This is a genomic window from Streptomyces sp. SA15 (genome assembly GCF_002291145.1).
GTDB lineage: Bacteria > Actinomycetota > Actinomycetes > Streptomycetales > Streptomycetaceae > Streptomyces.
In genome coordinates, this window is sequence record NZ_NTGE01000040.1 from 24,963 (window position 1) to 39,216 (window position 14,254).

The window sequence follows — 14,254 nt, forward strand, 5'->3', positions numbered from 1 at the left end:
CCGGCCGCGCCGAGTCGTGAGGGACGTTTGTGCCCGTACGGCGATCCCGTCAGGCGGCGCTGTACGTCCGACGGGCATGGTCGCTGAGCAGCGAGCGGGCCGACTCGGCTTCCGGGGCGCCCAGGTCCTCGAAGACGTTCAGGGCCTCACGCCAGCAGACCTGCGCGCGCCCGAGCTGCCCGATACCGCTCAGCGCGTGGCCGAGAACGACGAGGACGTTGGCCCGACGCCACTCCCCGCCGATGCCCCCCAACAAGGTCAACGCCAGTTCCGCGTTTGCCGCGGCCTGCGCCGGCCGCTGCGCGGCGAGGTCGACCTCGGCCAGGCGGAACAGGGTCATGCCCTCCCACAGGCGTTGACGGCTGTCGCGGAACACCTCCAGAGCCTCGTGGAGGCGGACGCTCGCGGAATCCAGCTCTCCGCTCTGGGTGAGGGCCAAGGCGAGTGCGTAGCGGCCGTTGGCGCCGCGAAGGGAGCTGCCCAGGGCGTCGTAGATGTCGATGCCCTGTCGCGCCAGCGATACGGCGCTCGTCGTCCGTCCGATCGCGAGGTGGATCCGCGACAGGTTACAGAGGGCGCCGGCCTCTCCAGGGCGGTCGTCAAGGGCGCGGAAGTGCTCGATGGCCTGGGAGAGGTACGCCTCTCCGTCCCTGTGCCGCTTCTGGTAGAGCGCGATGACCCCCCTGCTGTTGAGCGCGTCGCCCATGATCCAGGAGTCACCGGTCGTTCTGCCGAGCCGCACCGCCTCGCACGCTTCTCGCTCCGCTTCCCGGAAACGCCCCATGAAGGAGTGCAGATGAGCGAGGGTCGCCCGCGCCCGTGCCTCGGTCCGCTCGTCGCCCTGTGCCACGGCAGCGTTCAACAAGGCCGTGACCACAGACTCGTAGTGCCGGAAGTCGCTGCCGGACTCGGCGAGATCGCGCACCGCGAGCAGGAGATCGGCCCCCTTGCGCAACTTGCCCACGACGACGGCCTGACGGGCCGCGGCAAGCAGGGCCCTTGCTTCGCCGAACAGCCAGTCCAGGGCCTCATGACGACGGGTGAAGAGCAACCCGCCGCCGGCGGTCGGGTCCAGGCAGTCGACCAGCCGGTCGCCGGGCCGCTCCATCGCGTACACCCCAGCCGCAGTGGCCAGATAAAAGTCCAGCAACCGGGAAAGCGCGGCCTCCCGCTCGCTCGGCGGCTGCTCATCCCGCTCCGCACAAGCTCGAGCGTAGAGGCGTACGAGGTCGTGGTAGCGGTAGCGGCCGGGCGCCGCCGATTCCAGTACCGAGGCGTCGACGAGGGACTCCAGGAGGTCCTCCGTCTCCTCCACCGGCAGGTCCAGCAGCGCCGCGGCCGCCGCCAGGGAGAGGTCCGGCCCGTCCGCCAGAGCCAGCAACCGGAACGCCCGCGCCTGCGTCGGCTCCAGCTGCCCGTACCCCAGCTCGAACGTCGCCTTCACTGCCAGGTCCCCGGCCTGCAGCTCGTCCAGCCGTCGCCGCTCGTCCGCCAGCTTCGCTGCCAGGACGGACACCGTCCACGTCCTTCGCGCCGCCAACCGGGACGCCGCGATCCGGATCGCCAGCGGCAGGAATCCGCACGCCGCCACCACGTCCAGCGCGGCCTCCCGCTCGGACCTGACACGCTCCTCGCCCACGATCTTCGTGAAGAACGTCAGCGCCTCGTCCGGCGACATCACGTCCAGGTCCACCAGGTGGGCCCCGGCCAGGTCCACCATCCGGACCCGCGACGTCACCAGGGCCGCACAGCCATCCGTTCCCGGCAGCAGGGGCCGTACCTGCGCCGCGTCCTTCGCGTTGTCCAGCAGGACCAGCACCCGCCGACCGTCCAGCGCGGACCGGTACAGCGCGGACCGTTCCTCCAGGGAGTCCGGGATGGCCGAGTCCGCCGTGCCCAGGGCTCGCAGGAAGGAGCCGAGTACCGCCTCCGGTTCGGCCGCCCTCGCGCCCGCACCCTGCAGATCGACGTACAACTGCCCGTCCGGGAAGGCGTCCCGTGCCCGGTGGGCGGCATGCACGGCCAGGGTCGTCTTGCCCACGCCGCCGATGCCCGCCAGGGCCGAAATCGCCATCACCCGGCCCTCCGCCGAGCCCATCACCTCGCTCAGCTCGGCCACGAACGAGGAGCGGCCCGTGAAGTCCGGTACCTTCGCCGGGAGTTGGGCGGGCCGTATCGGTGCCGTCGTCGGCTCGGCCTTCGGCGCGGACCCTTCCGCCAGGCCGGGGTCGGCCTGCAGAATCCGCTGCTGGAGCTCACGGAGGCCCGGGCGCGGATCCACCCCCAGCTCGTCGGCCAGCAGGCGCCGCGTGTCCGCGTACACCGCGAGTGCCTCCGCCCGCCGGCCACTGCGGTACAGCGCCAGCATCAGCAACTCACGCAGTCGCTCCCGCAGCGGATGCGCCGCCGTCAGAGCGGTGAGTTCCGAGACGGCCTCCGCGTACTGGCCCTGCTCCAGTTCCATGTCCAGGCGGGATTCGAGCAGTTGGAGTCGCCATTCCTCCAAACGCACCCGTTGTGCCTCGGCGTACGGGCCGGGCACCCCGGACAGCGGCTCACCGTCCCACAGGGCCAGCGCCTGGTTGAGCAGGTGGCGAGCCTGGTCCAGGTCCCCGGCGTTCTTCGCCTTCTCCGCCCCGGTCGCGCACTCCTGCGCCACCGCCAAGTCCAGGGCCCCGTACCCCAGGCCCCGGATCGCGTAACCGCCCGACTCGCTGACCAGCACCCCGGAGGTGAGGACCTTGCGCAGGCGGGAGGCGTACGTCCGGACGGCGGCCAGCCCCTGCGACGGGGGCTCTTCGCCCCACAGAGCGTCGATCAGCTCGGCCGCGGTCGCCGTACGGCCCTCGCGCAGCAGCAGGGCGGCCAACAGGCCACGTTGCTGGGGGGAACCGGTGTTCAGCGGCTCCTCGCCGCGCCAGGCGCGCACGGGCCCGAGCACGCTGAAGCGCAGTGCTGCCGGTTCGTCCGGCGACGTGGTGGGACGCTGCTCCGGTACTCGTGGTACGCCGTCCATCGCTGCCTCCCCTCCGTCAGCGTATCAACTCGTTTAGCAGACGTATATGGATCGTTTATGGGTGCCTGCGAGCATCGGTTAACCGCACTCTGTGACTTGCCCAGTCCGGGGCTGCGCTGAGCCGGGGTCGCCCGGGAGTGGCATCCCGGGCCCCCGGCCGCCCCGGTGGACGGCCGGAGACTTCAGTGGCCGTGTCTGCTCCCTTTCTTCAACTCTGGCTCACCTGACGCTCTTTGAGCTACCGTCATCCCAATGCCGCCGTGCCATGGGTGGACTGGGCTCCTGCCAAGGGCCCTTGAGGGTCTGTCTACTGACGCGCGCCGCAGAACCGGACTGGGCAAAAGTCATAGGGAGAACGAGCGCTGTCATGCAATCAATCAGTCCACCTGTGCTTCTGGCCGGAGTCGTAGTGACTCTGGCCTATTTTGTATTGGTCGGTTACCTCGTCAGGTCGTTGAGGTCCAATAAACGGCTGCCCGTGGTGATCGCAGCCCTGACAGGACTCGTGGGCGCACTTCCCGCGGTGCTCTACGCCCTGTACTCCGCCCTCAACGCCGTGGCATAGACACCCGCGCCGGATGTGGACCCGGCCCGGGGAAGCGATTGCTCGCCAAGCCGCTTCCCCGGGCACCCCGCCGTCGGCACCACAGGCTGGACGCTTACCGCCGACTCGGGGCGCAATGAAGCAGCGCCCGAGCCGACCGAAGCCGACCCCGACGCTGCGTAGCGGGTCAGAGGGGGATTTCCCCGGCGGTGATGGCCTGCGTCGCCGGTTGGCTGCGCCTTTGGACGCGCCCGGATCACCCGGGCTTTGACCCCTCGGGCGCAGGCCCGGCCACCTGCTCTGCCACCCGTCCGATCTTCGCCAGACGGGCCAGAGTGGGTCTCGACAGGACCTCGCCGATGTCATGCAACGCCACGATCAGTTCCTCGACTCCGTCCAGGGGCGCATCCTGCCCTCCATGCAGGAGGGCACCCCGGTACTCCTCGCTTGAGATGATCTTGCTGGGTAGCTGGACGTGTTCAGCCTCTGCCAGGAACAGGGCCGGGATCGAGGTGTCGAGCGCCAAGGCGAGGGCCGTCAGTTCGGCCGCCGTGAAGGCGCGGCGCCCGCGTTCGGCCTGGTGGACGGCCTGGCGGCTCCAGGGCCTCTCCAGGTACTGCCCCAGGGCCTCGCCCAGTTCCGTGAGCGACATCTGCCGCGCCTCCCGAAGGCGCGCGATCTGCTTTCCGATGGCCTCTTCAACCCGCATCCCTGCTCCCGTTTCGTCACCCAGCACGATGACAGTGAAAGTTCTCCATTGACAATGCCTTGCCGCCGGACTACTGTAATTACTGATATTTCGCTGTCATTGTTCATGGTGACACAGGCCGGCCTGTGCCGGGCACGGCTCGCACTGGCGAGCACGAGGGGTACATCGAAGGAATAAGGAAGATCGAAATGCATCATTTCCACCTGGAGCCAGTGATTGCGGGCAACGACTGCGCTGCCCTTCGGATCACAGGTGAGATCGACGTGTACACCGCCGCCAAGTTGCGCGAACAGATGATCGATCTCGTCGACAAGGGCGTCGTCCACATCATTGCGGACATGCGGGGCGTGGAGTTCCTGGATTCCACCGGCCTGGGCGCACTCGTGGGTGGCCTCAAGCGGCTACTCCAGCGCGAAGGATCACTCAAGCTTGTGATCAATGCCGACAGGATCATCAAGATCTTCCGGATCACCGGACTCACCAAGGTCTTCCCCATCTACACCTCGGTCCCGGAGGCGATCCTCGCCGATCCCCACTGGCGACAGACCGTCACAGGCGAGGCGCAGAGCATTGAGGATTGGTGCCGGAAGCACAGCCTGCTGTGAACCCATGACCGCCGCTGTGCCTATCAGCAGCCCCGGCACGCCGACGACCGAGAAGCAGGTCGAGCAGGCAACTCGGCGGAGTAGGCGAGGACGACTGATCCGTGCGGCCCGCTCGACCCACCCTCCGCGCACTCCGCGAGGACTTGAAGCTACCGCTTCCGTCAGCCCCCGGGCCCACTGTCATGTGAGCAGAAGTCACCAGCTGATGGTCTGCCCCTTCGGGGTGACGGTGACGGTGAACTCCGTGAGCGCCGGTGCACCGGCGACCCGCCAGCGGCCCATCTGCTCCTCCACGGCGTCCCAGAGGGGCTCTGTGTCGTCCTGGCGGACGATCCAGCGCTCGTCCTCCTCGTAGACGGCGGCCCATGACCCGGACTCGGCATCGATCAGCACATGCTCCACTCGCCCGTCCTGCTCCAGCGTCAGACGCTGAGCGCTCGGGACCGCGGCCTGGACCACGAAGCGGCTGGTCCAGTCGTCCAGTACATCCGCGCCGACGACGGCCTCCCGCTCCCTCCCGGCGCTCAGGTCAGGGAGGAGACCGAGCGGGGGCGCCATCTGCGGGCGCGCGAGCATGAAACTGACCGCGCCGCCGAGCAGGGGCCCGGATGCCGTGCCGTCCTCCTGGACCGTCAGGCACGCCAGTTCCGAGGACCCGAGCCAGCCGCCCACGGTCGCCAGGATCAGCCCTCCCGGCCGGGTCTGCTCAATCCAGGCCGCCGGGATCTTCCGTACGCCGCACGTGGCGATGACGCGGTCATACGGTGCTCCGCCTCTGTACCCGAGGAGACCGTCACCCGTGATGAGCGTCGGATACACCTGGAGCCGGCCGAGGGCGCTTTGCGCCCGCGCGGCGACATCCTTGTCGTACTCGACGGACGTCACATACTCCTCACCGAGTCGGGCGCAAAGGACCGCGGTGGAGTAGCCGGTACCGGTGCCGATCTCCAGCACCTTCGCGCCGGGCTCCACCTGAAGGTCCTCAAGCATCCGAAGGACGAGGGAGGGCAGGGTGCTGGAGCTGGTCGGCTCGCGCATGATCTCGCCGTGGATGTCCGCCGGCACGATGGTGCCCGCAATCTGTGTCACCAGCAACTCATCCGCGTAGCACCCGGTGAGCCAGTCCTCGTCACCTTCCAGGACCGGGGCCCACGCCGCGGACGCGGCGCCCGGCACCCGGCGGAAGAACCCGCCCCGCAGGAACTCGTGCCGGGGCACCGCCTGAGCGGCGCGCTTCCACGGCTTGGTACGCAGGCGAGCCCCCCGCGGTCATCCGGTCGATGAGCTGCCCGTGCAGCTTCTCTACGTGGTCGCTCACGTCGTCCTCTCCAGTAGGTCAGCCAGGGCCGCGCACATCGGCAGGCCGGTCTCGGGCTCCAGCCAGTACCACTGACCGGAGCTGTTGCATTCGAGGAACCACCATCGCCCGTCTTCACCAACGCAGAAGTCGAAAGCGCCGAAGACCAGGCCGAAGTGGTCCAGGTAGGTACGGAGTGCCGTCTCCATGCCGGGCGGCGGTTCCACGGGGGTGTAGCGCAAGCGGCTGTAATCGGTGCGCCAGTCCAGGAGGTCAGAGTCGATCCGGACGCAGAACACCCGCGCGCCGATGACGGTTACGCGCACGTCGGCAACCTTGGGGATGCGCGCCTGGAAGAGGTGCGCGGTGCCGGAGACGCTGTCGTCGATGTCCTCGGCGGCCACCTCGGCCACGCGGACGACGGACGGCACGCCATGGACCCGATACACCGGGTTGTACAACGGCTTGTAGATGACGGAGTCGTGTCCCTTGATGAACTCCCGGGCAGCGTCAGGGCTGGACGTGATCAGCGTCGGCGGCACGAGGAACCCGGCCTCCACCGCCGCGGCGAGCCCGGATGGTTTGAACTCGGCGTCGCCGATGCGGTGCGGGTGGTTGACGTAGAGGCAGCCGGGCAGTGAAGCCAGCACGCCTCCGAGCCCGTATCTGGCCTGTGTGACCGCGAACCGCGCATCCTGCTCGTCCAGGTGCGGGAAGGCGAATCCGGTAGGCCGGCAGTAGTAGAGCGAGCGGACGGCCGCCAGGTCGGCGGTACGGGACGGGGTGATGAGGCGACCGCGGACGCCTTCCTGGGTGATCTCGGCCTCCACCGACAGTGATGCGGGGAAGTCCCCCGAGTCGAGCCGCACGACCGGGACGCCCCGGTCGTGCAGCTCGCGGATCACCACGTCGGCGGTGGGGTCGTGCAGGCTGGTGACGACCAACACCGGACGCGGATCACTCACTGGTCGCTGTCGCTCCCCGTGTCGGTGTCCGTGGTGCTCTGGCCGCTCCCGTCCGGGCTGGTGCCGGTTGACGGGCTCGTGCCGGTGCTGGTGCCGTGGCCGGGCACCTCCATGACCTGGCCGCCGGCGTCGAAGAACACCCCGGTCTGGGTTGCCGGGTCCAGTTGGACGGTGGCGTACTCGGGGGCCGGCGTCGGGTACGGCTCCATGCGGGCGATCCCCCACGGGCGAAGCGTGATGGTGCCCTGCGGGACCGCCGGGCCCGTGGGCAGGCGGTCAGAGTGGACGTACATGTGTTGCTCCTTGGGTCGCAGTGAGACCCGCCACTGGACGGGTCATGGACCTTTCAGCGGCGCCGGGACCGCAAAGGGGACGTGGGTCCCGGCGCCGTTCCGCCCGCGCCGAATGCCGTTCGTACGGGCGGAGCTTGTGGCGGCCCGGCGCACCGCGGGCGTCGAGGTCGGGTGCGCCGGGCCGGGGACCGCCCCGGCCCGGGAGGAACATCGGGCCGGGGGCGGAGTCAGGAGGAGACGGCCTCCGCGACGACGGCCAGCATCAGGGCGCCCACGGCCACGAGGAGGAGGGTGACGTACGCGATCGCTCCCCACGCGAACCACGGGTGGCGCTCGCGCAGCAGCTTCCACGCCTCCCGTCCGGTACGACCGTCCGCCCGCACTCGCACCACGAAGGCGCCGACGCTGAGGGACGTGAATTCCACGGTCCTGGCTTCCTCGCCCGGCGCCTGCGTGGGCTTGCTAGACATTCTCGTTCTCCTCTTTCCACGCGCGCTCAACGGCGTCCAGGTCGAAGCCGTAGAACTCCAGCACCTTGTTCTGGTCCGTGGTCCGGGGGTGCGGATCGCCCCACGCGATGGAGTGGCAGACGTCAGGGTGGCGCGACCAGCGCACCCGGACCGAGGGGAAGCCGTCGCGGTCCTTCAACGCGTCACGGAGCTGCTCGAGGTGGTTCGTGTCATCCAAGAGGATGTAGCCGCCGCGGCGCTTTCCACCGACCGGCACCGCCAGATAGCGGCTCTCCTCGATCACGACCACGACACAGGCGTCCAGGAGCGCGGGGTCGTCCAGCCTCTCGCGGTACCAGCACATCTCCCACTCATCCAGCTCTCCGGGGCGTTCCAGCTTCGGGTCCACGGTTCCTCTCCTACGGGTGACAGGTTCGGCGACGGCGCGGCCCTGGGGGAGCGAGGCCCGGGCCCAATCCCCGGAGGCGCGCGGCGCCGTCTCCGCCGCCCCCGGGGTGTTCAGCGGAGGTCGCCCGTCCGGGCGGCCTCCTCCGCCTCGGCGTGCGCTACCGCAGCGAGGTACGGCTCCAGGAGCGCGCCGCCCGGCGTCACCCCGGCACTGAGCGGCTCGCGCGCCTCATGGTGGGAAGGGGGAACGAGCCAGCCGCGGGCAGCCGCCGTCTGCGGGTGGCACACGGTGGGCGGTGGGAGGAGGACCAGCGACCCCGGCCGGAGGAGGGTGGACCACGGCGCGGACCAACGCGGCGCCGAGCCGCGTTCGAGGATGAACTCCCCGCCGGACGGGCCAAGGATGACCGGCCCAACGGGTCTCCCGGCCTCGCGCATCCGCCGGACGGTGTCCTCTGCCACCGCCCCAGGGTCAAGAGGACGTCGAACCCGAGGCCGGCGGGGACCTCGGCGAGTTGGCCGCGGCCCCACGCCTTGAGGACCTGGACCAGGCGCCCGGTGGGAATGAGCACGTTGAGCGGCACCCGCCCAACGGCGGCGGCCGTCAGCTCTTCCGGTGGGACGGGGCGCGGCGCGGGGAGCCCCAGCGCGCCTGTGAAGGCCTCCACGGTCACCGGGTCACTCCCTGGCTGCGGGCCGCCTGGCCGGTGCGGATCAGTTCCTCCACCTCGTCCAGGTAACAGAGGTCTCCGGGGGAGTCCATCGGGAGGCACCAGTACGCGCGGGCGGCTGGCTCGGTGAGATGGACGGCTGGGACGCCGAGGAATTTGTCACGGCCGACGCATCCCACGCCCGGGAACTCCCGGTCATTCCAGCGCCACCCCGTGGACCCGGGCACCAGGGCGCAGTACAAGAGGGCGTGGAGGTCCATGAACACCGCGCCGCCGTCGAACCACCGGCGGAGGAAAGCGTCCACCTCCTTGAGCTCCTGCGTCTTGGCCGCGGCCCACACGAGACCGGCGGGAATCCTTACGGCGGCGAAGATGCTGCCGCAGGCCAGGAGCGCTATCTCCTGTTCCACCCACTGCGCACGGGCATGATCCCGGTCATCGGCGGCACCGAGGAGCCAGTGAGAGACGGCGAGTTGACGCTCCGGAAGCGTCGTCAGGTTCTTCCCCTCCGTGACCTCGGTGCCAGTCTCAGCGCCGGTCATTGCCCACCTCCTGCTGTGCCGTGAAGAACCGGCCGTATTTGACGAGTTGAGAGACGGCCTCACCGCTGCCGAGGCCGCCAGGCCGGGACATGGGGACGGCCCAGTACGAAAGCGTGCGGCCGGGATGCCCGATCAGATCCGGGCGCGGCACGCCGAGCTCCTCCCGGCGCCGATGCACTCGGCATCCGGGTCCTTCCACCACTCGATGACGGTCGGTTCCACCAGGACGTAAATGGATTGGCCGGAGTTGCAGCGGAAGGCCGGCGCCCCGTGCAGCGCCTCGGCGAGATATGCGTCCACCGTCGCCGGATCTTTGGTCATAGCCGCCGCCTCGACGAACGGGACGGGCACACGAATCGCGCAGAACGCTGCTCCGCACCGCAGGAGTGCTATGCCCCCGGTGGCCCATTCCTCCGAGGCCTTCGCCTCGTCCCAGGATGCGAACGTGAGCAGCCATTCCGCGACGGCCTCCTCCGCGGGGGCCATGAGACGACGGGGCATCAGCTTCTCGCCTCCTCCGGTTTGAGGGCCCTCTGTTGGCTGGCCTCCCGTACGCGGGCGAACTTGAAGCCCTCGGCGAGGATCGGGCCGACGTCCGAACCGTGGACCAGGTCCCGTGGCGTGGTCGTCCCCTCGTACCAGGGCGCGGTGTCCCAGCGGACGCCATGGCTCGGCGGGAGCGGGATCCAGCCGTCCCGGCCGGTGCGGACCTCGACCACATCGTCCGCCATGGTGTACCGGCCGGTCGCCGGCAGGACGAGCATGGCGTAGAGGTCAGGCTCCAGGAGCAGGCACGGCGGCGAGATGCGTTTGCGGTCTAGCTGCACCATGGCCGCCATGCCGATTGAGCGCGGCACGAGGACGGCGTCGAACTGGTGGGTGCGGGCGATGAGGCCGGCGCCGGGCGCCGTCTGGACGTCGCTCGGGACGGTGGCCGGGGTCAGCCGCCGCCATTGTGGGAACGGATGCGCTCCCGGCGCATCACAGTTGACGTTGCCGCAGGTACAGCCCTGCCTGGGCCGATAGCGGTATCCCACAGCGAGAGGCCACTCAAGCGCGAGATACGCGAGCGCCGCGGCGGCAGGATCGCGGGTGGTGATCGGCTCCATGCGCCGATACCCCCTGGGTGATCACTCAGGCACGAATAGTGACCTGTCCAGGGTTGCCCGCTGACACGGCGACGCCCCCTAGTTTTTCTAGGGGGCGTTCGCGGGACGGGAGTTGGCGCCGATTCTAGCTGACGAGCTCCATGTTCCGGATGAGCCCGGAGAGGGCGGCGGCCTGCGAAGGCACGCCAGTCCGGGCGAGGTCGGAGACCAGAGCCCGGGCCATCGGGTCCGCGTACACGTAGTACGGCGCGTGGCTGGCTGCCTCGCGCAGCTTCGTCACCGCGGATGCGCTGCGGCCCATGCGGTGCATCGCCCGCGCCGCGTCGATGGCGAAGTGAGTCTTTCGTTCCTTGCTGGGGACGTCGTCGACGTTCACCTCCGGCACACGCTGCAAGCCGGTGTCAGGCTGGTCGACCTCGACCCCGGTCTCCGCCGCGTGTACCGCGACCACGCCCCGCCCGAACACCGTTTGCTGCTCGACGTCGTACCACTGCGGCCCGAGCCGATCGGCGTCCTCCAGCGCGGCGTCAATGCGCGCCCACGCGTTGCTGGTCTGCTTACCCCGAGCGTGGGCGATCGCCGCCCGTAGGTGGAGCGCCCCACGCAGGGATACGGCCCGCTGGTCCACCGTACGGCCGGAGGCCAGCGGTTCGAGGTCCTGGAGGGCCGCCTCGGCGACGGCGACCGTCTCCCGCAAACTGGCTTGGTGCAGCAGCGCGCCGCAGCGGTCCCATGCCACGGCCGCCTTCGTCACGGGGTCGCCGAGTTGTGTTGCCGCGCCGGCCGCTACCTCCGCCGAGGACCAGGCGAGGTCCGGATAGCCGAGCTGGTTGAGGCACATGCGCGCCGTACGGGCGGCATCCGCGAGGAGCCGCAACGCTTCTTCGCGGTCCGGGCCTTCGGCGATCAGGAGCGGTGTTGAGGTCCTCGACGAGGGGCGGGAGGAGCTGCGCCACCTTCGGCAGGTTCGCGGCCTGGCGGGCGTTGTTCGCCTTGATGGACCGGCGCTTGAGCGTGGTCAGGTCGACCGGGACTCCGGTTGGGCTCATCCCCGGATGACCGGACAGGATGAGACCGGAACGGCGCAGGCCTGTGCGCAGCGCGGGGATATGCGCGTGGGCGAGCGAGCCGCCGTTGCGCTGGAGACGATAGGGCTGGCCGAGGAGCCAGACCACATCGACGTCACACCGGTCAGCGATGGCGGTAACGATGGAAAACCGGTCAAGGGGCTGACGGCCGTTTTCGACGTTCGCGACCCATGCTTCCGTGCGCTCCAGGAAATCGGCTAGCTCAACCTGGGTCATACCGGCCGCATTACGGGCAATCTTGACGCGCTTGCCGATGTGCTCGTCACTGGTAAGGGGCATACTGGTGCTCCGTTCTGACCTAGACACTCAGAACGCTACGCCGAACTGCGCCCCCGGCCGCTTCCTCAAGCCGGATGGGGGCGCAGCTCTGTACGGACCCGATCGGCCTCAGCACCCTCACATAGGGTGACCGCACGTCCTCCCGCCTTCGGCCTTAAAGCCTGGTGCGCCAGCGCGGTACGGACATGTGGCTGCGGTCCAGGCAGCCTAGGAATCGCCCACGGAGTCCTCAATCCACCGAAGGCACCGCGGCGCCCCGTGAGTGATCGGCACAGCGATCACTTCCGGGCTGTCCCACGGATGGTTCTCCATCAGATACCGCTCCAACTCCGGGTACCGGTCTGTAGTCGTCGTGAGCAGCAGCCGCCACTCCTCGCCTTCACCGAACTCCCCGAGGTGCCAGAACACGGACCCCACCGGGCCGATGATTTGGGAGCCTGCTGCCAGCCGTCCCTTGACCGCCCCCTTTGCGAGATCCACGGCATGCTCACGGGCCGGCGTCGCTGTCGAGACCTGCACGTAGTCATTCACACCGCGAGGCTAACCGTCAGCCGCTCCGGCGGGGATGGACTCCGGCTAGGGGCTGGTCGGCCTCAGGCGTTGTAGCCCTTCTGCCTCACGCCCGGCCCCCACTTCACCACGGCCTCCACGAAGCATGAGCGGCAGAGCGGGTTGGCCCCGCTTCCGTACCTCTTGCACTTGGCGTAGTACTTGCAGCACAGGCCCTCCTCGGAGGAGTCCCACACCGCTGACGGGTAGCGCAAGAGCCCGAACCCGAACGCGAACCCGAGGGCGACCGACAAGTCCAAGTCGAAGTAGACACGGCGGTCGGGAGGCCGCACATGGAGGAGTCCGCCTCAAGACTGAAACGATCCAATCCCGGCGGTGACGTCGGCGTGCGGAACGCGAGAGGGGCCCCGGAGGCCTCAGGGGCCCCTCTTGTGCGTCGCCTTCGGCGGTCGGGTCCAACGGCCTCCAGGCCCGGCCCACTTCCGTGCGCGTCCGTGCGGCGCATGCAAGAAGGGCAGCGGTAACACGCCCCGCTCACCGCCGGCACCGCACACGGGCGGCGCCGGCGGTGAGTTTCGTAATGCGGGCACCAAACATGGCGTATGCGACGACAAAATCCGGATCGCCCGGTACAACCCACCCCAGGCCTCATGGATCAGATCCCTTGAGTCAGTCAGACTCCTAGATCACTTCTCCCCCTGGGGAACGCATGCGCATTCGTGCCACTGTGGCCGCCGTCTCCGGCGCCCTGGCCCTTTCCGCCTTCGCCGTCCCGGCCGCGCAGGCCGACGGCTCCGCGTCCTACCGCACGGACGCCACCAAGATCCATGAAGCCGCCCTGGCCGACTCCGGCCGCACCACGTTCAGTGCCGCCGACACCACCGCCGACACCACCGGCGAGCCGTACGCCATGGACGTCACCTTCTCCAACCTCCAGATCGGCAAGGCGTACAAGGTCGGCACCACCAACCACGTCGCGTTCTCGGTCACGTACACCCTGACGCACGGCAGCGATGTCGACATCACCGCGTCCGACTTCCAGACCGGCCCGTACATCTACAAGGGGTCCTACGACGACCCGAGCAACACCCTCTTCGGCGACGACCCGGCCACCTGCACCGCCACCTCGTCGACGACCGCCACCTGCAAGGGCAACATCGACATCTACCCGGCCGAGGGCGAACTCGTGAACGCCGACGCGGGCTCGTGGAGCGCGGGCGCCCTGGCCATCGCGTGGAACGGCCAGGACCCGAGCAGCACCACCTACGACCCGTCCAAGGTCGGGTACGCCGACCAGGGCAGCCTCGGCACCACCCTGATCCAGCGCTACTCCAGGCTGACCGCAAATGCCGGCCCGGAGCCCGTGTACAAGGGCAGGACCATCACCACCACGGGCAAGCTCTCCCGCGCCAACTGGGAGGACAACCAGTACCACGGCTACACCAACCAGCCGGTCAAGCTCCAGTTCCGCAAGGCGGGCACCAGCACGTACACGACCGTCAAGACCGTGTACTCCGACTCGTACGGCAACGTGAAGGCCACCGCCACCGCGAGCTACGACGGCTACTGGCGCTTCAGCTTCGCCGGCACCTCGACGACCCCGGCGGTCAACGCCGTGGGTGACTACGTCGACGTGCGGTAGTCGGTACCGGCACCGGAGATCGGGAGGGGCGCCGTCGGTGAGACCGACGGCGCCCCTCCCCGCATGCTCAGTGGTGCTTTCCGTGGTCAAACCGGAGGCGGCCCGTAGTCGGATGGGAGATGCTGTG

General features: G+C 69.2%; 17 protein-coding genes and 2 pseudogenes. 3 read left to right on the forward strand and 16 right to left on the reverse strand.

The window, feature by feature from the left end; translation table 11 throughout:
• Positions 1-49 precede the first annotated feature (49 nt).
• Positions 50-3,016, reverse strand: a complete 2,967-nt coding sequence (locus tag CLM62_RS06435) for an AfsR/SARP family transcriptional regulator (RefSeq protein WP_095748880.1) — start codon at positions 3,014-3,016, stop codon at positions 50-52.
• Positions 3,017-3,816: 800 nt separating this feature from the next.
• On the reverse strand, positions 3,817-4,296 hold the full coding sequence (locus tag CLM62_RS06445; RefSeq protein ID WP_143658951.1) for a helix-turn-helix transcriptional regulator: 480 nt from the start codon (positions 4,294-4,296) through the stop codon (positions 3,817-3,819).
• 161 nt (positions 4,297-4,457) lie between these two features.
• On the opposite strand from CLM62_RS06445, the pseudogene CLM62_RS06450 reads away from it, so the two are divergent.
• Positions 4,458-4,796, forward strand: a pseudogene (locus tag CLM62_RS06450) (STAS domain-containing protein); the annotation flags it as partial.
• 273 nt (positions 4,797-5,069) lie between these two features.
• Here the strand turns inward: CLM62_RS06450 and tgmC are convergent.
• The 11 genes from tgmC to CLM62_RS51125 all read right to left on the reverse strand — a co-directional run bounded on the left by tgmC (position 5,070) and on the right by CLM62_RS51125 (position 11,485).
• A complete protein-coding gene (tgmC, locus tag CLM62_RS06455) occupies positions 5,070-6,092 on the reverse strand; it encodes an ATP-grasp peptide maturase system methyltransferase (RefSeq protein ID WP_257003694.1) in 1,023 nt (340 codons plus the stop codon).
• Between the two features lie 96 nt (positions 6,093-6,188).
• The gene (gene tgmB / locus CLM62_RS06460; RefSeq protein WP_095748884.1) at positions 6,189-7,136 is read right to left on the reverse strand and encodes an ATP-grasp ribosomal peptide maturase; all 948 of its coding nucleotides are present in this window, start codon (positions 7,134-7,136) and stop codon (positions 6,189-6,191) included.
• On the reverse strand, positions 7,133-7,429 hold the full coding sequence (tgmA, locus tag CLM62_RS06465) for a putative ATP-grasp-modified RiPP (protein WP_095748885.1): 297 nt from the start codon (positions 7,427-7,429) through the stop codon (positions 7,133-7,135). The genes tgmB and tgmA overlap by 4 nt, the downstream gene beginning before the upstream one ends.
• Positions 7,430-7,656: 227 nt before the next feature.
• Positions 7,657-7,899, reverse strand: coding sequence for a hypothetical protein (locus tag CLM62_RS06470; RefSeq protein WP_143658953.1), 243 nt, complete (start codon positions 7,897-7,899; stop codon positions 7,657-7,659).
• Positions 7,892-8,287 carry a DUF6302 family protein gene (locus CLM62_RS06475; protein WP_095748887.1) on the reverse strand — a complete coding sequence of 132 codons (396 nt, stop codon included), beginning with the start codon at positions 8,285-8,287 and terminating at the stop codon, positions 7,892-7,894. Before CLM62_RS06475 ends, CLM62_RS06470 begins: the two co-directional genes overlap by 8 nt.
• A gap of 110 nt (positions 8,288-8,397) precedes the next feature.
• Positions 8,398-8,748 (reverse strand): hypothetical protein, encoded by a 351-nt coding sequence (locus tag CLM62_RS06480; protein WP_095748888.1) that lies wholly within the window; start codon positions 8,746-8,748, stop codon positions 8,398-8,400.
• Between the two features lie 208 nt (positions 8,749-8,956).
• Positions 8,957-9,499 (reverse strand): hypothetical protein, encoded by a 543-nt coding sequence (locus CLM62_RS06485; RefSeq protein WP_095748889.1) that lies wholly within the window; start codon positions 9,497-9,499, stop codon positions 8,957-8,959.
• On the reverse strand, positions 9,486-9,650 hold the full coding sequence (locus tag CLM62_RS49810) for a hypothetical protein (protein WP_179381971.1): 165 nt from the start codon (positions 9,648-9,650) through the stop codon (positions 9,486-9,488). Before CLM62_RS49810 ends, CLM62_RS06485 begins: the two co-directional genes overlap by 14 nt.
• Positions 9,632-10,000, reverse strand: coding sequence for a hypothetical protein (locus tag CLM62_RS06490; protein WP_095748890.1), 369 nt, complete (start codon positions 9,998-10,000; stop codon positions 9,632-9,634). The genes CLM62_RS49810 and CLM62_RS06490 overlap by 19 nt, the downstream gene beginning before the upstream one ends.
• Entirely contained in the window at positions 10,000-10,608 is a 609-nt protein-coding gene (locus tag CLM62_RS06495; protein WP_095748891.1) for a hypothetical protein, read from the reverse strand. Before CLM62_RS06495 ends, CLM62_RS06490 begins: the two co-directional genes overlap by 1 nt.
• Positions 10,609-10,732: 124 nt before the next feature.
• Entirely contained in the window at positions 10,733-11,485 is a 753-nt protein-coding gene (locus tag CLM62_RS51125) for a hypothetical protein (protein ID WP_257003706.1), read from the reverse strand.
• A 178-nt stretch (positions 11,486-11,663) separates the two neighbouring features.
• Here CLM62_RS51125 and CLM62_RS52640 point away from each other — a divergent pair, with 178 nt between their 5' ends.
• Complete coding sequence (locus CLM62_RS52640) at positions 11,664-11,897, forward strand: hypothetical protein (RefSeq protein ID WP_306457891.1); 234 nt, start codon at positions 11,664-11,666, stop codon at positions 11,895-11,897.
• On the opposite strand, the pseudogene CLM62_RS52645 reads toward CLM62_RS52640, so the two are convergent.
• From CLM62_RS52645 to CLM62_RS06510, 3 genes and pseudogenes are all read right to left on the reverse strand, one after another.
• Positions 11,841-11,975 (reverse strand): annotated as a pseudogene (locus tag CLM62_RS52645) (helix-turn-helix transcriptional regulator); the annotation flags it as partial. The gene CLM62_RS52640 and the pseudogene CLM62_RS52645 overlap by 57 nt on opposite strands.
• A 207-nt stretch (positions 11,976-12,182) precedes the next feature.
• The gene (gene cutA / locus CLM62_RS06505) at positions 12,183-12,506 is read right to left on the reverse strand and encodes a divalent-cation tolerance protein CutA (RefSeq protein WP_179381972.1); all 324 of its coding nucleotides are present in this window, start codon (positions 12,504-12,506) and stop codon (positions 12,183-12,185) included.
• A 62-nt stretch (positions 12,507-12,568) separates the two neighbouring features.
• Positions 12,569-12,817: a hypothetical protein gene (locus tag CLM62_RS06510; protein WP_095748892.1), complete on the reverse strand. Its 249-nt coding sequence runs from the start codon at positions 12,815-12,817 to the stop codon at positions 12,569-12,571.
• 377 nt (positions 12,818-13,194) lie between these two features.
• Here CLM62_RS06510 and CLM62_RS06515 point away from each other — a divergent pair, with 377 nt between their 5' ends.
• Positions 13,195-14,127 carry a hypothetical protein gene (locus tag CLM62_RS06515; protein WP_095748893.1) on the forward strand — a complete coding sequence of 311 codons (933 nt, stop codon included), beginning with the start codon at positions 13,195-13,197 and terminating at the stop codon, positions 14,125-14,127.
• The last annotated feature ends 127 nt before the right edge of the window (positions 14,128-14,254 follow it).